The organism is Gemmatimonas aurantiaca, from assembly GCF_037190085.1.
Classification (GTDB): Bacteria; Gemmatimonadota; Gemmatimonadetes; order Gemmatimonadales; family Gemmatimonadaceae; genus Gemmatimonas; species Gemmatimonas aurantiaca_A.
In genome coordinates this window covers 53,737-70,768 of the sequence record NZ_JBBCJO010000002.1, presented here as the reverse complement: position 1 = coordinate 70,768, position 17,032 = coordinate 53,737, and the positions used below count along the sequence as shown (strand labels likewise).

Here is a 17,032-nt window from a genome sequence, read left to right as displayed (position 1 = left end):
AGTGCCGGCCCCGGAAGACCGGAGCCGGCACTTTCGTCTGCGTCAACGGCCGTCCTACTTCATCAGCGCATTGAACACCAGCTTGTAGGTGCCATGCGTCTGCGCGCGGTGCTGCGCACGGAAACCGATCAGCACCACCCGGCCGCTGCCGTAGGGCACCGACAACATCGCGGCCTTGCCGTTGAGCACCGACTCACCGTTCAACCATCCGCTCTGCAACAGGTCCTTGTCGGCGTACGACACGATCGTTTCCGCCTTCACCGCCGGGTCGGTGACTTCGTAGGCCTGGCAGCCCATCAGCCATACGGCCAGCGCCTGTGAGGGCATGCCGTAGCCGAGGGGGTTGGTGTTCGCGACGTTCACATGGAACGTGGAGCCGGGTGACCAGAATTCCCGGTTGGTCTTGCCGGCCACCACATTGCGCACGGGCAGTCCGAACCGTTCGATGGGCAGCGAGCCCGCTTCGCCGAACGTGACGAGCGTGCCGCCCGCCTGCACGAACGCCTTGATCGCCGCCACACCCTCCTCGCCCATCCCGCTGCGATACTCCGGCGGGACCTGCGGGCCACCGAAGCCGCCCCCGCCACCGCCTCCACGTCCTTCACCACCCGCGGCATTCGCCTGACGTCCCACGAGCGTGGCCACGTTGTCGTACGGCAGGATCAGCACATCGTACCGGGCGTTGAGATTTCCCGCCTTCACTTCCGCGTCCATGATGTTCGTGTGCGCGAATCCGAACTGCTCGAGCGTGAACTGCGTCCACCCCTGATCGATGTTGCCGCCGCCGAAGCGGTCGTACATGGCCACCCGCTGACGCACCATCGCATGACTGACGCCACTCACGTCGGTGTCGAGCGCTTCGAAATTCACGCCGGTGGTCTTCGCGATCGTGGCAATCACCGCGTCGGGCGCCGACGCATCCACCGCAAAATCGCCCACCGCCACGCTGTTCGCGGCACGATCGATCCGGCGCACGGCCACGCCCTTCTCGAAGAGCAGATTCACGGCGTGAATGGCGTCATTCAGCTTGCCGTCCAGACGATACCCGTTGCTACCCTTGCTCACCGTGCCCACCGGCGCGAGATCGGCTTTCACCACCGTCATGGCCACGGTGGGCATCGAGGCCGCGGGTTCCGCGGTGACACCCATGAATTCATTCATGGTGTCGGTGCTCATGTCGTACGGGCGGATCGGCGTGCCGTTCTGCTCACGCGTCCAGGTATTGTCGGGGTAGAACGTCTGTCCCAGCAGCCAACGCACCAGTCCCATCTTGGGCTGCGCCATGGACACGATGAAACTGCCCTCGGCATACTGCTTGCCATCGTGCGTGAACGCCTGTGAAGCCCGCCGCACCTCGATGCCCTGTCCCAGCAGTTTGTTCACCATCTTCTGCGTGGTGAGCGGGTCGTGCTGGTTGACCGGGATGAGATATGCCCGCACCGCACCGGCCGCACCACGTTCGGTCTGCCGCTTGGCTTTGAGATAGGCGTTGTCGAGCACCATCTCCTTGTTGCGCGCGACGAGATCGAGGGTGGCCCACGCGGACACCTTCTGACGGTCGACGATGTCCCGGAGACGCCACGTGCCACCGGGCCACGGGTTCGGGAACGAGGTCTGCTCCTCGTACTTGGGCAGATTGCGCGCGCCGCCGGTCAGGCGCTCCTTCGGAATCTCGATGGGGGTGGCGAGATAGGTGGCCGCCGACTCGGTGAGCATGCCGGCGATGTTGTGGAACGGCGTGATCCAGTGGAATCCGAAATGTCCCCACCCGGAGTAGATCGCGTCGTTGATCACGCCCGAGAGATCGGCTTCTTCTTCCTTGGCGGCCATGTGCGCGCCGTACCAGGCGAGTTCACGCCACACGATGGGATCGGCATTGGGGCGCACCGGCTCCGCATACGGCGGCAGGAAGATGCGCGCGCCGTAGCTGCCCATGTGATGGTGATCCACGTACGCCTGCGGCTTCCACTCGCGGAACAACAGCTTCGCCATGTATTGCGATTCGACCATGTTGGTCATGAACGCATCGCGGTTGTTGTCGTGACCCACGTACTTCTGATACAGCCGTGGATACGTGGAGCCTTCGTAGGGCGTGCCGAGGTACTTGTTGTACCAGTCAGTCATCAGGATCTGCCCATCGGGATTGAAGCTGGGCACCATGATCGAGATGACATTGTCGAGGATGCGTGTGGCCTCGGCGTCCGTGCGCGCAACGAGATCGTAAATGAGCTCTGGCGCCATCTGCGAGCCGCCGATCTCGTTGGCGTGCATGCTCATCGACTGCAACACGACGCCCTTGCCCTGCAGCACCACGCGACGGATCTCCGCTTCGGGCACCCCGCGCGGATCGGCGAGTTCGAGGTTCCACTTCCGCAGCGTCTCGAGCCGCGCCAGGTTCGCAGGCGACGAGATGTAGACCGCGAGGAACGGGTTGCCCATCGACGTGGGCCCCATATTCACGACCTTGATGCGCGGGCTCTGCTTCGCGAGCAGGTTGTAGTACTCGATCATCTTGTCCCAGCGTGCCATCTTGCGGTCCGCACCCATGCGGAAACCGAAGAACTTCTCCGGTGTGGTGATGGCGGCGTTGACAGTCGGTGCCGGCTTGGTGGGCATCGACAGCGAGGCCGGTGCGTTCTGCGCGAACACCGGAGCGGTGAATGGCAGGACGAAGGCGCCGAGTGCCAGCCAGCGGGCGGCGCCGCGCGCCACGGCGGTGACCACAGCGGTGGCCGCCTCGGCGAGAGCCGGAGCGTGGGGTGGGCACGCCGTCAGAGAGGGCCTGCGGGACGGTCGCATGGGCGGAGCGGGTTGGGAGGACGGGGGACGGGGCGGGACCCTGACGAGAGGCAACGTGCAGCTCGATCCGTCGTTCAATCCGTCTTACTACATGAGGGTCTGGTCCCTCGCAAGACTCAGCGTATCCCGAGTGTCTTGTGCGTTTGCAACGACAGCCGCCAGCGCGGATGTGCGAGACAGTAGTCCAGCGCGGCCCGCGTGTTTTCCGCGGCCCGCGGGCCATCCATGGGCTGCAGCAGGAAATGCGTGAAGTCCAGCGATTCGAAACGTTCCGGGCGCGCCTTGTCCTGCGGAAACACCAGCTTGAGCTCGTCACCGTGGGTGAGAGCCAGCGGGGCGTCGGCTTTGGGACTCACGCAGATCCAATCGAGACCTGCGGGTGCGGGTTGAGTGCCGTTCGTTTCCACCGCCACTTCGAAGCCCACGGCGTGCAGCGCGTCGATGGCCGGTGTATCGAGTTGCAGCAACGGTTCGCCGCCCGTGCACACCACGAAGGGCCGCACGTCATCGGGTGCGTTGGCGGGCCAGCGGCTCTTCACGAAGGCCGCCAGCGCTTCGGCGGTGGCGAACTTGCCCCCGTCGGGGCCGACGCCGACGAAGTCGGTATCGCAGAAGGTGCAGGTGGCTTTGTGGCGATCGGCCTCGCGGCCGGTCCACAGATTGCACCCCGTGAACCGGCAGAAGACGGCGGCCCGTCCGGCGTTCACGCCTTCACCCTGCAACGTGTAGAAACACTCCTTCACCGTGTATGCCACGAGTCGCTCAGCCGGCGTAGGCAATGGGGTCGACGGCACCGGCTTCGGCAAAGCCGCGCAGGCGCAACTGGCAGGCATCGCAGTGTCCGCAGGCGGTGCCATCCGGCGTCGGGTCGTAGCAGCTCGTGGTGACGCTGTAGTCCACACCGAGTGAGGTGCCGAGGGCCACGATCTGCGCCTTGGTCAGATGCTGCAACGGCGCATGAATGGTGAGGCGCTGTGTACCTTCCACGCCGGCGCGGGTGGCCAGGTTGGCCATGGCTTCGAAGGCCGCGACATATTCGGGACGGCAATCGGGATAGCCGGAATAGTCGAGCGCGTTGACGCCGATGAAGATCGCGTCGGCGCCGAGCGTTTCCGCCCAGGCGAGCGCGAAGGACAGGAAGATCGTGTTCCGGGCCGGCACATAGGTGACCGGGATTTCGTCCGTCACCTCGTCCACGTCACGATCCTTGGGGACTTCCACGTCGGCCGTGAGCGCCGAGCCTCCCCATTGCCGGAGATCGATGTCCACCACGACGTGTTTCGCGACACCCTGCACCTCGGCCACACGACGGGCGGCATCGATTTCCACCGCGTGCCGCTGACCGTACCGGAATGTCATGGCATAGGGCGTGTAGCCGTCGCGGTGCGCGACCGCGAGCGCGGTGGCGGAATCGAGACCGCCGGAAAGCAGGACGACGGCCGGACGTGCGGCCGCCGCGGTCGTTACATGGGACGAAGTCATAGCCCCGAAAAGTAGCGGATTCCGTCCGGCAGGCGGGTGACGGCCCTTTCCGGCTTGGCGCTTTCCGGAACGCATGGCAGACTTCCCGCATGCTCTCGTGGCTCGCCGACCCGCAGGCGTGGATCTCCCTGCTCACACTGACGGTGCTCGAGGTGGTCCTCGGCATCGACAACATCATCTTCATCTCCATTCTCGCGGGGAAGCTGCCGCGGGATCAGCAGCCACGCGCCCGCTCGCTGGGTCTGGCCGGAGCGTTCGTCACGCGGCTGGCGCTGCTGCTGTCGATCACGTGGGTCATGCAGCTCACCGCGCCGCTGTTCACGGTGCTCGATCATCCGATTTCGGGGCGTGATCTGATTCTGCTGATCGGCGGTCTGTTCCTGATCGGCAAAGCGACGCACGAAATTCACGCCAAGCTCGAGGGGCCCGACGAGGAGGCGCAGCAACAGGCGCGTCCGGTGAGCAGCCTCTGGGTGACCGTGGCGCAGATCATGGTGATCGACATCGTCTTCTCGCTCGATTCGGTCATCACCGCGGTGGGCATGGCCGATGATGTGTCGATCATGATCGTCGCCAACGTCGTCGCGTTGCTGGTGATGCTGATGGCGGCGGGACGCATCAGTGCGTTCGTGGACGAACATCCGACCATCAAGATGCTGGCGCTCGCGTTCCTCGTGCTGATCGGCACGAACCTCGTGGCGGAGGGGCTGGGTCAGCACATTCCCAAGGGATACACCTATGCCGCGATGGCCTTCTCCGTGATCGTGGAGATGCTGAATATTCGGGCAGCGGGACGTGCGCGGAGACGGGATGTTGGCCAGGCTGACCATCCCGCGGGCGGAGCGGGGTGACTCCTGTACCCGTGCTCGCCTGTCCTCATCAGAGGACAACGTTGGACGGTCCGTCTGATCCTGTTCGTGGAAACACTTGAAGCATATGCGTTTGCGGGAGGCCGTTGGGCGCAGGTATCGTGGCCTGCGCTCTGCACCTGGATTCCGCGTCACTATTCTGGAGTCACTCACGATGAACACTGTCTTCGTTCGCCGCCGCCCGATGGTCACTTCGGTCGTTACCGCGGTTGCTTCGGCACTCCTGGCGGTTGGCTTGGTCACGTCGCCATTGGCGGCCCAGCAGACGGGTGCGGCCGCATCCCTCACACCGTTCGCCGGCTATGTGATCAGCGGCAACTGGTATGACGGGCCCATCGGCACCAGCCTCAAGAACACCAACGGTCCCGTGATCGGAGCGCAGGGCAGCTTTCCGCTCTCCAAGGGATTGTCGCTCACCGGGAGTCTGGCCTATTCCTCGGGCGATCTGCGCATAGGGTTGCCGCTCATCGGTGGTGTCAACGTGGGGTCGACCAAGACGTGGATGTACGATGCCGGGATCGAGTTGGGCGGCCTGGCCGCACGTCCCGAGGGCATCGCGCCCTTCGCGACGGCGGGCATCGGCGGCATGACCAATGACATCAGCGCGAGCGTGTTCGACGTGCGGGCGACGAACGTTGCCTACACTCTTGGGGTAGGGGTCGATGTCGGCTTCACACCGGGCATGGCGCTGCGTCTGCAGGCCAAGGACTGGATCGGCCGATTCAACTCGGAAGATGCCATCGGCTTCCGCGCCGAAGGAAATCTTGCGCACAACTTCGCGCTGACGGCGGGTTTGAAGTTCACCTTCTGATCCCGTCAGCGCTTCTGAGGCAGTAGATTCGCCTTCAGCTTTCCCTCAGAAGACCGGACTCGTGGATCAGATCTTCCGTTCGTTCATTCCTGCGTTCCTCCGCTCGTTCCCCGGCGTACGTCGTCTGCTGACGACGGTGCTGTTCACCGGAGCCGTCATGTCGGTGCCCGCTGCGATGTCTGCGCAGGCGGCCACCGGCGGGGCGGCTTCGGGCGCAGCAGCCGCGGACACCACCCGGGCGGTTTCGCGCTCGACCGACCCGCTGCGCGGCACACCGGCCACGATCAGTGGGTTGGGCGCGGAAGCCCGCACGCAGCAGGACGCGTTCGAACGCAGTCACCGTCTCGGTCTGCGTTTCTACAACGGTGGTGCCGATGCGACCTGCGAAGTGCCGCTGGGGCGCATCTGCTACTGGAACAACAATGGCGATGTGCCGCCGCCGGCCGAGCGGGCCGATGCGCGGCTCGAACGCGAACAGTTGCTCGATATCCTGGCGCGCGCGCAGGCGGAGAATCCGAAGGACGATTGGGTGAGTGGCATGCGCGTGCGGTATGCCGTGGAGGGTCAGCAGCCAGACGTGGCGCTCACGGCGGCGCGAGCCTGCGCCGGCACGGCGTGGTGGTGCGCGGCGTTGCAGGGGTTGGCGCTGCACAATCTGAATCGCCACGCCGACGCCACGGCCGCATTCGATCGCGCTCTCGCGGAGATGCCCGAAGCGCAACGGTGCGTCTGGACCGACCTGACGATGTGGCTCGACCCGGCCATGCATGCGAACTACAAGGCACTGGGGTGTGCCGGTCGGAGTGCGGAGAACGCACGCATCCTCCGCCTGGCGCAGCCGCTCTGGATGCTGCCGGGCAACGACATCCAGAACGAGTGGTATTCGCGGTTCACGGTCTCCCGTGTGCAGTCGCTGGGGCGCATTCCCTACGATCTGCAGTGGGGTGACGATCTGCTCGAGTCGCAGTTGCGCTACGGCTGGCCGACGGCGTGGTCGGTACAGAACGGTGGGGCCGCCGATCCCCGTCCGCCCCAGGTGATCGGTCACGAGCCCACACCGAGTTACGACTTCATGCCGGCGCTGTCGGCGATCGCGAACCCCACGGGCGCCACGGCATCCGACTGGGATCCGAATCGCAAGAAAGCACGTATGCGTTATGCCACCCGGTATGCCGCGGGATTCGGCGCGTTGCCGCACCAGTTCGCGCGTTTCCGTCGTGGTGGGGATACGACCATTCTGGCCGGTGGCTATCGTCTGATGCGCGAACTGGAGATGGGACGCGCTCCGTACACCGCGGCGCTCACGCTGGATGGATTCGACGGCAGGGCGCCGGTGCAGGTGATCAAGGACAGCGCGGCGGCCAACGGCGCGCTGCTGGTGCCTTTCTCCTCACGCATGCTGGCCAGTGTGGAAGTGCTGGCACCTGTGGGCAAACGTGCGGCACGGGTCCGCAATACGGTCGAGCCGTTGCCACGCGACGCCCGCCTTTCGGACTATCTGCTGCTGCAGCGGGGCGATGCATCGCCGACGCCCACGCTGGAGCGCAACGCCGAGCAGGCGTATGGATCGACGGACATCGAAGGTGGCACGACGATCGGCATTTATTGGGAGATGTACCGTCCGGCGAGCCCGTCGGCGCCGCTGCAGGTCTCGCTGCGGGCGACGCGCCTGGGAGCGAGTTTCTTCCAGCGGTTGGGCAGCTCCATCGGTCTGTCCAAGGCGCTGACGCCGGTGTCGATCAAGTACAACGACAACGGTCGTCCCGACGGAGGAGCGGGGCGCAGTCTGACGCTCAACTTCCCGTCGGTGCCGTCGGGTGACTATCAGCTGACGCTGATGGTGAGCGGCGCGGGGGGCACGGACAGTACCACCCAGGTCGTGCGGGTGAAGAGCGGGCGCTGAGGAGGAGTTTGGGGTTTTGGGTTTGCGGTGTGAGGGTGAACCATCGGGCAGCGGGTGTGGGGTGCCGGGTACGGTCCCGTGACCCGCGACTCGTGTCCCACAATCCGGCTGTTCCACGCCAAACCCCAAACTCACCACCCATCACCTCACCCCAAAAAGCCACGCCGGACGACATCTCGCGATGCGTCCGGCGTTTCCGTTTCGTGGAGGGGGTGAAACGGGGGGCTACTGTCGTGGCGACTTGATGAGGATCATGCCAACCGGTGTGCCGTAGTCGTCGTTGCCCACGGGCAGACCCGGCGGTGCCACCCACTTGCCGCCATCGGAGCGCACGATGACCCGGTGCATGCCCGGCGCGAGTTTGAGTTCGGCGCGCCAGCGTCCATTGGCATGACGGCGCATCTGCGTCACGGTCCACGAGGTGGCGTCACCCATGAGCTCCACCGACTCGGCGCGCGGTGCATCGATGAGCAGTACGACCCGCAGGGTATCGGTTTCGGAGTGATCGCGATCGAGCGATCCCTGCTCGATGGAGATGGAATCGACGGCACCCAGCGTGCGCGTTTCGAACGCCAGGATCCCACCCGGCGTTCCGTCATGACCGCGGCCCGGCAGGCGGGAGATGCGGATACCGAGCGCCACCACGGGTGAGAAGCTGCGATAGCCACGGCCTTCCTGACTGTTCACCTGATCGCGGATCGCATTGGGACCCACCGTTGCCGGGTTGCTGGCGGCGGCGCCCACCAGCGACAGCCATCCGGTGATGGGCTGCACCACGGCCAGCGAGGCGACCGTGGGAATGGGTTGGGCGGCCGGTGCGAGGGCGTCACTGCTGATCCAGCTGGCCACGGGAGCCGTGACCGACAGCAGCCATGTGGTGGCGCCCGTATTGAACCCCACCGAGGCGATGCCAGTGGCGAGATCGCGACGCTGCATGGTGCGCACCGATCGGGAACTCACGATCCGATCGGCGTTGGTCGGCGCGGACCGCGTCACCGTGGGTTCGTCGACGGTGATGGTCTGCGTGGTGAACCGGGTGGCGCGCTCCACGGACATGCCGATCGCGAACTCGATGCCGGCATAGTTGCTGACCATGCCTGCTTCCGCCCGTCCAACCTGGCCGACATCCACCCGACGCGAGACCGTGGTGTCGGAGCCGCGGGTGTCCACGCCGCCACCGGCCTGGGCGCCCGACAGATTGCCGAGCAGGCCGGCGCCGGGATTGCCGCTGGAGCCGGCATAGCCATAGCTCACGGCGCTCCAGACCCGCTGCTCACCGACACGGGTGCGGGCGCGCAGCGTGACGATGCCCTGAGACTGGGCGTCGGTGCCGGCCACTTCGCGGAAACGCCAGTTCCCGCTCCCCAGTGCGGAAAAATGCACCCCGCCCAGACGACCCACCGGCTGCGTAGCGCCGAACCAGAGGTCGTTGCGCTGCGCAAAGGGGCCACCACTGCCGTCGGGAACCGATGCCATGCCAAGCAGCGACAGCGTGGGCGCGTCGGTGACCGGGCCGATGGTGGCGGCGGGTGCGATGGGCGCCTCACCACGCACCTGTGCGTCGGCCGACTCGGCCAGCGCGACCGTGGCCATGGCCGCCGAAAGCGCGCATGGCACAGCCCATCCGCTGCTCCTGAGGGAGCGGCGGCGCGACGCGCGAGGGGAGCGGCGGGCGGGCGTCACGAGTCTGGGGGGCGGACCGGTTTGCGGTCAGTCGTCGCGGGGACGGGCGATCCCGGTGAGCCCGGGACCGTTCCCCGAAGATAACGATTCAGCGCGTCCAGGGCCATACCGGGCCCGCGCTGGGCGTTCTTGGCCACCGCCATCTGCAGCCCCCAGAGCGCCTCATCCGATTTGCCCAGCCGGGCGATACTGGTGACCGCGTCACGGGCCGTCACGGTGGGCACGCCGCGGCTGGCGAGGTCGGTCATCACGACCAGAGCCGCCGCCGCCGACCCCGGCGGGCGGGTGGCCCGGACCGCGGACACCGCGCGGGCGTCGTATCCGGCGCGCAGCGCGTCGGCACCGGCCACCAGTTCGTCCGCCGTTGAGCCCGGCCCGAGAATGTCCTTGGCTTCGTTGAGCGCCGCGGTGAGCTCGCGGACCACCCGCAGGATGCGGTCTCCGCTCATACGGCGGGCGGCGCCTTCGAGCGCCCGATTGATGAGCGGTCTGGTGGGCAGCCCGGCTTCGGCGGCGACCTCGAACAGCCCCCGCAGCGCGTTGGCGGTGGCCACATCGAACCGGGAGGTGTCGAACTGGATCTGCTGGATCACCGGCTGGGCCGGCGGCTGCGCTCCCAACGACAGGGCCTGGAGCATGGCGGGCGGGACCAATGCCTGCGCCGACACCGTCACGGGGACCGTGCCGGCCACAAGCTGCGCGAGCAGCACCCAGATCGCGCCGCTTCGCCGCATCTATTCCGCGCCGTCGACGATCACGGCGTTCGCCGGGCCAAAACCGGCATCGGGCACCTGGGGCGCACGAGCGTCCACCAGCCATTCCCGGCCGTCCACCACGAACGCGTACGAATAGCGCCCCGGCGAGAGCGGAACCCGGACCGACCATGTGCCGTCGGCGCCGCGTTTGGCCATCGGCGTCTTGGTCTCATCCCAGCCGTTGAAATCCCCCACGATGGCGACGGCCCGGGCCGCGGTGGGGAGCGTCAGATCGAAACGGATCTCGCCGTCCCCTTCGTCGCGGATGGAGCCCACGGGCAGCGCCGCGGCGGTGCCGGCCGCGAACGCACTGTCGGCGTTCCGCTGTGTTTCCGCGCCGCGCCAGGGGCGCATCACGGTCACCACCAGCGTGGCCGCCGCGGCCACCCCCCACCACCATTGCGGACGCAGCAGCAGCCCGCCGCTGCGTCGCGTGCCCTGAGTGCCGGACGTGCCGTGCGCTCCGGCCACCGACCCCTCGGTCGCGCCCGCCGCCACGGAGGCCAGCACACCCCGCGTGCAGCGTTCGATCTGCGCGACCGATGGAGCCGGCAGCATGCGATACGAGGCGCGCATCCGGGCGACGAGCACGTCGTCGTCCGCCATGGGTTCGAACGTCAGATCCGGATTCTCAGCCATACTGCACCATACGATCGATCATGCCGAGGGTTCCCCCGAAGACCCGAACGGCGGGTCCTCCAGCGAGCGTCCCAACAACACGCGAAGCCGCTCGCTGCCCCGTTTGACACGCATCTTGAGTGCCGATTCGCCCGCGCCGGTCATGGCCGACATCTCGGAGTATTCCAGTCCCTCGGCATACTTGAGCAGCAGCGCCTCGCGCTGGGCCGGATCGAGTTGCGCCAATGCCCGCACCAACGCCGCGTCCTCCATGCCCGTGGCCGGCCCCGGCGGAGCCGCCGGGGCTGTTTCCAGAGCGATGTCGTCCTGCACGAACCGCCGGGTCCGGCGGCCGCGGGATGTGAGCGCGTTGCGGCACTGATTGGTCAGGATTCGAAAGAGCCAGCCGCGAAATTGATCGCGCTCGTCATAACGCGCGATCGCCAGGTAGGCCCGGAGAAACGACTCCTGGACCACGTCCTCCGCATCTGCCCGCTCTCCCAGCATGTGGTAGGCGAACCGCCAGCATGCGTCGTAGTAACGCGATACCAGGGTCCCGAACGCTTCCGGATCCCCGGTACGCGTCCGGACGACCAACTCGGCGTCAGTCATCACAGTCACAACATCACCGACGCGCGTTCCGTCACTCTTGTCTTGCGCCGCCGACCCGATACGGTGCCGAGGCCCGTTCGTGACGAAAAGGCCGGGGGTGTGACGCCGTCATCATCCCCGGTACTGGGCGAGCACGATCACCAGCGACAGCGAGACGAAGAGCGCCGTGGCCAGGCGGTTCACGCCGCCCATGCGACGCAGCAGCCCCAGCTCTTCACCCGCCGGCAACTGCTGAGCCGACACGAAATGGGAGGCGGCCCGCGCGCGACGGAAGAGCAGCCAGTTGGCCGTCCCGCCCGCTGCGATCGCCGACGACAGATGCACGGCCAGGTTCATCATCAGCAGCCACTCGTTCTCGGGCTTGCGCAGCGCTTCCATCGTGAGCGCCGTGTCCGAGCGGGTGAGCAGCCGGAACACCAGGTTGGGCAGCAGGAAAAAAATCGCGAACGGCAGGTAGAGCTTCCGGTACAGAAACCATACCGGCAGCGCGAGTGCCGCACTCCAGTTCCAGGTGGGCACGAACGACGGATCTTCCAGGAACGGGGCGAGCTTCCGGCGATACACCTGCTCCCATTTCGCGCCGAAGTACGTCGCCATGCGTTCGTCGGACAGCACCGCGCCGCCACCCGAGGGACGTTGCGCCCAGCGTGGCAGATCGGGCTGACCGTCCGACCGGGAATCGGAACGCGGTTCGTCCGGCGGGGGCAGCGTCATCGGGCGTCTCCGCGCAAGGGGGCGGGCTGCTGCTGCGACAGGCAGTGCAGCGTGCCCAGGCCCCAGACGAGATCGACGGCATGGATGCCGATCACTTCATGATCGGGAAACAGGTCGGCCAGTGTGTTCAAGGCGATCCGGTCGTTGCGGTCGTTGAAGGTGGGCACCAGGCACACGCCGTTGCCGATGTAGAAGTTCGCGTAACTCGCCGGCAACCGCATGCCGTCCATCACCACGGCGCGGGGGAAAGGCAGCGTCACCACGCGCAGCTTCTCCCCACGCGCATCCCGGGCGTTCCGCAGACGATGCAGATTGTCGAGCGAACGGGCGTGATTCTCGTCGGCCGGATCTTCTTCGTGCGCGAGCACCACGACACCGGGCGCCACGAAGCGCGCGATATCGTCGATGTGGCCGTGGGTGTCGTCGCCGACACAGCCTTCACCAAGCCAGATAGTATGCGTGATGCCGAGGTACTCGGCGAACGCGCGCTCGTAATCTTTGCGGGTGTAGCCGGGGTTGCGCACCTGCACGTCGGACAGCAGCCACTCCTCGGTCACGAGCATGGTGCCGAGTCCGTCGGTTTCGATGCCTCCCCCTTCGAGAATCAGGGGTTCGCCGTTGTCGTGACGACGGGCTTCGATGCGTGGCAGCTCCGCGATGGCCGCCATGCGTGGGGGCACCAGTGCGTCGAGCGCAAAGTTGTCGTACTTGGCCCAGGCGTTGAAGCCCCACTGGACGAACGCCATGCTGCCGTCGGGACGCATGACGCCGGTGGCGCCAGAGTCCCGGAGCCACACGCGATCGGTGGCCTGGATGTGCAGACGATAGCCATCGGGCGACACGTCGTGCTGCGCGAGACAATGCCGCGCCTGTTCGGCCACGTGTTCATCGTGGCAGAGAATCTCCACACGTTCGAAGCGGGAGAGGGCACGCACGATCTCGGCGTACACCCAGGCAATGGGCGCGAACTTGCCGGGCCAGTCGGGTTCGTGATGCGGCCAGCCGATCCAGGTGGCGTCGTGTCGCTCCCATTCGGCGGGCATGCGCAGCGCCGGCAACGCCCCGCTGCCATGCGGGAGCGTCGCACCGGCGCGCGAAGCCGTGATGGCGGCGTTGGCCGCGATGACGGCATTGGCCGCGATGACGGCCGCGTTGGCGGCGATGATCGGCGCGGACGCCACCTCAGGCGCCTCCGGCGGCAGACCCCAGCCACCGCTGGGTGATGGGCCCGTAGGCGTCGATGCGCCGATCCCGGAGAAACGGCCAGTTGCGCCGCGTCTCCTCGATGAGGCTCAGATCACACGCCGCCGTCAGGATGGTGGGCTCGGTGCCCGCCTGCGCGAGGTAGCGGCCGAACGGATCGCAGATGAACGACTGCCCGAAAAACTCGAGACCGTCGGTGCCGGGCTCTGGCTCGAAACCCACCCGATTGGGCGCGGCCACGAAGACGCCGTTGGCGATGGCGTGCGCACGCTGCGCGGTACGCCACGCGTCCACCTGCGCGTCGCCGAACGTGGGCTTCTCCGACGGATGCCAGCCGATGGCCGTGGGATAAAAAAGAATCTGCGCGCCCAGCAACGCCGTGATGCGGGCGCCTTCGGGATACCACTGATCCCAGCAGATCAGGACACCGATGTCGGCGTACTTCGTACGCCACACGCGGAAGCCATTGTAACCGGGATGACGATCCTGCCGCTGGTCACCCGTCACGTCGCCGGGAGCGAAGTAGTACTTCTCCTCGAACAGCGGATCGTGCGGGATGTGCATCTTGCGATACGTCCCGAGGATGGCCCCATCGGCGTCGATGACCGTGGCCGAATTGCGATAGAGGCCCGGCGCTTCCCGTTCGTAGAACGGGACGACGATGACCACGGCCAGCTCTTTGGCCAATGCCTGGAACGTGTGCACGACCGGACCGTCCACGGGCTCGGCGATGTCGAAACGCTCCGGGCGAACGGTCTTGCAGAAGTACGGCGCGTTGAAGAGCTCCTGCAGGCAGATGATCTGCGCGCCACGGGCGGCCGCGTCGCGTACGCGCGCCACGGCCCGGGTGACGTTGTCGGCGAGATCATCGGACGCGGTGTCCTGCACGAGACCGATGGTGACGATGTTGGTCATGCCGGAAAGCTCACGAATGGGGAAGTCGGGTGCAATGCGTCGCTCCCCCGACCGCGGTGTTTCGCGTCAGCGCATTCGATGGAATGCCCGCTGCGGACGTTGCCGATGGTACCCCTTCTGCTGCGTGAAGGTCACCAGGACGCCACGCGTGCGCGGTGGTGGGCGCCGGGTGGGGCTCCGCCGGTCAGGTGGATCTGCGAACGGATGTCTTGCGCGCGCGGGAGGTCCCGCGCACGGGCGCGGGATCGAGCAGCGGCTCGAGATACAGCAGCAGCACCCGGCGGAGGTCGTCGAGCAGCGGTTTCTTTTCCGTGGCGGCGGCACGCGCCCGCCGGGCCAGGATGCTCTGACCGATGGTGGCGGCGACAAGCGCCGCACGCCGCCGTTCGCGCGAAGCCAGCCGCGGATTGCGCGCCGCGAAGAGCACATCGAGCCGGTCCACGAAGGACTCGAAGAGCTGTATCCGCAGCCGCGATGGCGCCGACCGCGTGTCATCGGTAGGCCCGTCATGGTGCGCGAAGACCCGCCGGAAGGCCGGGTTGCGATCGTGGAATTCCGCGAGCGGCTTGACGATGCGATCGATCAGCCGTTCGAGGGCGAGTCCGCGGGAGTCGATGGGGAAGGCGCGCTCATGGATGGCCCGCATTTCGTCGGCGTACCGCAGCGCGAGCGCTGCCAGGACGGCGTCCCGGTTGGGGAAGAACTGATACAGCGAGCCTTTGGCCGTGCGGGCTTCCAGCGCGATGGCCTCGGCGGTGGCAGCTTCGAGACCGGCGCGGGCAATCACCGTGGCGGCGGCGTCGAGCAGCAGTTCCACGCGTTTCTGCCCGCGGGACTGGCGCGGTCGCCGCCGAAAGGCGTCGGGAGGACCGGCTTCCGGCGATTCGGCGGCCGTCGGGTTCTCCGTGGAAGCGGCCACCGATTCCGCAGTCGTGCCGCCGGCCCCCGGCGAGGCGGATGGGGAAAAGGCGGGGGACGGGACGGGATGGCGTGGGGCGCGTTTGGCGGGCATCACCGGCTCGGCGGGAAGGAGAAGGGAAACCGCAAGACTATCGGCCGGTCGCGCCCGGCACCATGGCGACCCCTGTGGGGCTCGCACGCCGGAGTGACAGCGGAATGAGGGCGGGCGGAGCTCAGGGGCGAATGAGCACCGCGACCACGTCCATCACGTTGGTGCCGGTGGGGCCGGTGCGCAGCAGGGCGTCGGCGGCGTGGAGAGAGAACCACGAGCGGCCGGTTTCCAGATCGCCTTCGGGCGTGCGGCCAGCGCGGCGCGCGAGGGCTGGCACGGCGGCATCGACGATGGCGCCGGCGGCGTCAGTGGGACCGTCCCGTCCATCGGTCCCCGCCGCGAGGACGGCGATCTGCCAGGCGTGCGGGTTGCCGCGCATGGCGGCCTCTTCCAGGGCGAGAGCGGCGGCGAGTCCGACCACCTGCATGCGACCGCCACGCATGGGTTCGTCGGCCGCTGCGGGGGCCGGTTGCCTGGTTTCGGTATCCGCCTCGGCCTCGGCGCGGCGTGCATCGTCTTCGTCGCCATGACGCACGGCGCGCTCGATGGTGTCGCGGAGGTTCACCACGGGTTCGCCACCGCTCAGCAGTACGGTCGATCCTTCCAGTGGCGTTCCACGTGGAAACGCGGCGGCCATGCGGAGTGCCCGCACGACCAAGGCACGGCCGACGGCATCGGCGTCACCTGCCAGAGGCTCCGCCTCCACGAGGACGTTGGCAATGCCCTGCGCGCGGGCCGCCTCGGCCATGCCGCCGACCGCATCGCGGTTGGTGGCCACGAGGGTGTAGTCCACCAGACCGAACGCCGGATCGTCGACCACCGGCACGGCGGGTGGCAGGCCGCGTCCTTCGAGACCCAGCACCGTGCTCATGGCACGTTCGAGGCGCCCCCGCAGATCGTGCGCGTCGAGCAGCGCGAGAAACTCCTCGTCGGTCAGGATGTCGGCGGAGCAGGGGCCGGAGCCGATGACGGCCGGGTGGTCTCCGATGACGTCGCTGATGGCGAAGGTGCCGATCCGGCGTACGCCACGCCGGGCGAGAGCCGAGGCCAGTCGGCCGGCGCCGAATCGCAGGACGCGCCGGCGGATGGCGTTCATTTCGTGAATGGCCAGTCCCGACTCGAGCAACGTCTGGGCGAGATTGGCCACATGCGCCTGGGCCCGGTCGGTGTCCCCGACCGCCTGCGAGAGCGCGGGGATGGGGGCCGCGCAGAGAGCGGTGGTGCCGCCCGACAGCAGGACCAGCGCCAGTGCGCCGGGCACGACGTCCCCGATGGCGTCGTCGATGGCGTCAGCGGCCTCGAGAGAGGCCGGGCCCGGGACGGGATGATCACCCAGGCAGCGCCGCAGGACCTCCGGAAGCGCCGCGAAGTCGCCGGGGTGCGCGGCGTCGGGCAGGTGGTTGGAGACCACGATGCCCCCTGCCACCGACAGTCCACGGGCCTCGAGTGCCGCGCAGGCCCCTTCGGCCATGGCCCAGGCCGCTTTGCCGAGCGCGAAGAGGTGGATCGGCGCGCTGGCGGAGTCGGGGCTGACGGTGTGCGCGTCGAGCCACTGGTCGACGGTCTGTCGGGTTCGCAGAAACGGCGCCGCGCCCTGCACTGCCGCGGCGTGAAGCGCGGAGAGCAGGGCGCGGGAGGATGTCACCGGCAGGTGCC

General features: G+C 67.4%; 15 protein-coding genes. 3 read left to right on the top strand and 12 right to left on the bottom strand.

Going from position 1 to position 17,032, the window contains the following annotated elements; genetic code table 11:
- Positions 1 to 54 precede the first annotated feature (54 nt).
- The 3 genes from WG208_RS01955 to queC form a co-directional block, all read right to left on the bottom strand.
- Positions 55 to 2,799 (bottom strand): M14 metallopeptidase family protein, encoded by a 2,745-nt coding sequence (locus WG208_RS01955; protein ID WP_337169631.1) that lies wholly within the window; start codon positions 2,797 to 2,799, stop codon positions 55 to 57.
- A 116-nt stretch (positions 2,800 to 2,915) separates the two neighbouring features.
- Positions 2,916 to 3,554, bottom strand: coding sequence for a 7-carboxy-7-deazaguanine synthase (gene queE / locus WG208_RS01950; RefSeq protein WP_337169630.1), 639 nt, complete (start codon positions 3,552 to 3,554; stop codon positions 2,916 to 2,918).
- 7 nt (positions 3,555 to 3,561) lie between these two features.
- Complete coding sequence (gene queC / locus WG208_RS01945) at positions 3,562 to 4,281, bottom strand: 7-cyano-7-deazaguanine synthase QueC (protein WP_337169629.1); 720 nt, start codon at positions 4,279 to 4,281, stop codon at positions 3,562 to 3,564.
- A gap of 89 nt (positions 4,282 to 4,370) precedes the next feature.
- Between queC and WG208_RS01940 the strand changes: the two genes are divergently transcribed.
- The 3 genes from WG208_RS01940 to WG208_RS01930 all read left to right on the top strand — a co-directional run bounded on the left by WG208_RS01940 (position 4,371) and on the right by WG208_RS01930 (position 7,864).
- Positions 4,371 to 5,132, top strand: a complete 762-nt coding sequence (locus tag WG208_RS01940) for a TerC family protein (protein ID WP_337169628.1) — start codon at positions 4,371 to 4,373, stop codon at positions 5,130 to 5,132.
- An 85-nt stretch (positions 5,133 to 5,217) separates the two neighbouring features.
- On the top strand, positions 5,218 to 5,961 hold the full coding sequence (locus WG208_RS01935) for an outer membrane beta-barrel protein (protein ID WP_337170012.1): 744 nt from the start codon (positions 5,218 to 5,220) through the stop codon (positions 5,959 to 5,961).
- 61 nt (positions 5,962 to 6,022) lie between these two features.
- A complete protein-coding gene (locus WG208_RS01930) occupies positions 6,023 to 7,864 on the top strand; it encodes a hypothetical protein (RefSeq protein WP_337169627.1) in 1,842 nt (613 codons plus the stop codon).
- A 225-nt stretch (positions 7,865 to 8,089) separates the two neighbouring features.
- Here the strand turns inward: WG208_RS01930 and WG208_RS01925 are convergent, their stop codons facing one another.
- The 9 genes from WG208_RS01925 to WG208_RS01885 all read right to left on the bottom strand — a co-directional run bounded on the left by WG208_RS01925 (position 8,090) and on the right by WG208_RS01885 (position 17,021).
- Positions 8,090 to 9,481, bottom strand: a complete 1,392-nt coding sequence (locus tag WG208_RS01925) for a glycogen-binding domain-containing protein (protein ID WP_337169626.1) — start codon at positions 9,479 to 9,481, stop codon at positions 8,090 to 8,092.
- A 62-nt stretch (positions 9,482 to 9,543) separates the two neighbouring features.
- Positions 9,544 to 10,257 (bottom strand): hypothetical protein, encoded by a 714-nt coding sequence (locus WG208_RS01920; protein WP_337169625.1) that lies wholly within the window; start codon positions 10,255 to 10,257, stop codon positions 9,544 to 9,546.
- Between the two features lie 24 nt (positions 10,258 to 10,281).
- Positions 10,282 to 10,941: an isoamylase early set domain-containing protein gene (locus WG208_RS01915; RefSeq protein WP_337169624.1), complete on the bottom strand. Its 660-nt coding sequence runs from the start codon at positions 10,939 to 10,941 to the stop codon at positions 10,282 to 10,284.
- Between the two features lie 18 nt (positions 10,942 to 10,959).
- Positions 10,960 to 11,532 (bottom strand): RNA polymerase sigma factor, encoded by a 573-nt coding sequence (locus WG208_RS01910; RefSeq protein ID WP_337169623.1) that lies wholly within the window; start codon positions 11,530 to 11,532, stop codon positions 10,960 to 10,962.
- 111 nt (positions 11,533 to 11,643) lie between these two features.
- Positions 11,644 to 12,246: a DUF2628 domain-containing protein gene (locus tag WG208_RS01905; protein ID WP_337169622.1), complete on the bottom strand. Its 603-nt coding sequence runs from the start codon at positions 12,244 to 12,246 to the stop codon at positions 11,644 to 11,646.
- Entirely contained in the window at positions 12,243 to 13,352 is a 1,110-nt protein-coding gene (locus tag WG208_RS01900; RefSeq protein ID WP_345786957.1) for an agmatine deiminase family protein, read from the bottom strand. The genes WG208_RS01905 and WG208_RS01900 overlap by 4 nt, the downstream gene beginning before the upstream one ends.
- A gap of 76 nt (positions 13,353 to 13,428) precedes the next feature.
- Positions 13,429 to 14,364, bottom strand: a complete 936-nt coding sequence (locus WG208_RS01895) for a carbon-nitrogen hydrolase (RefSeq protein WP_337169620.1) — start codon at positions 14,362 to 14,364, stop codon at positions 13,429 to 13,431.
- A gap of 184 nt (positions 14,365 to 14,548) precedes the next feature.
- Positions 14,549 to 15,283 (bottom strand): helix-turn-helix domain-containing protein, encoded by a 735-nt coding sequence (locus tag WG208_RS01890; protein ID WP_337169619.1) that lies wholly within the window; start codon positions 15,281 to 15,283, stop codon positions 14,549 to 14,551.
- A 214-nt stretch (positions 15,284 to 15,497) separates the two neighbouring features.
- Entirely contained in the window at positions 15,498 to 17,021 is a 1,524-nt protein-coding gene (locus tag WG208_RS01885; RefSeq protein ID WP_337169618.1) for a DUF4147 domain-containing protein, read from the bottom strand.
- Positions 17,022 to 17,032 lie beyond the last annotated feature (11 nt).

Bases quoted from the DNA above. Each gene is read 5' to 3' on its own strand.
- queC (WP_337169629.1), bottom strand. From the start codon at position 4,281: ATGACTTCGTCCCATGTAACGACCGCGGCGGCCGCACGTCCGGCCGTC.
- WG208_RS01910 (WP_337169623.1), bottom strand. From the start codon at position 11,532: ATGACTGACGCCGAGTTGGTCGTCCGGACGCGTACCGGGGATCCGGAA.
- WG208_RS01915 (WP_337169624.1), bottom strand. From the start codon at position 10,941: ATGGCTGAGAATCCGGATCTGACGTTCGAACCCATGGCGGACGACGAC.
- WG208_RS01905 (WP_337169622.1), bottom strand. From the start codon at position 12,246: ATGACGCTGCCCCCGCCGGACGAACCGCGTTCCGATTCCCGGTCGGAC.
- WG208_RS01940 (WP_337169628.1), top strand. From the start codon at position 4,371: ATGCTCTCGTGGCTCGCCGACCCGCAGGCGTGGATCTCCCTGCTCACA.
- WG208_RS01955 (WP_337169631.1), bottom strand. From the start codon at position 2,799: ATGCGACCGTCCCGCAGGCCCTCTCTGACGGCGTGCCCACCCCACGCT.
- WG208_RS01895 (WP_337169620.1), bottom strand. From the start codon at position 14,364: ATGACCAACATCGTCACCATCGGTCTCGTGCAGGACACCGCGTCCGAT.
- WG208_RS01935 (WP_337170012.1), top strand. From the start codon at position 5,218: ATGCGTTTGCGGGAGGCCGTTGGGCGCAGGTATCGTGGCCTGCGCTCT.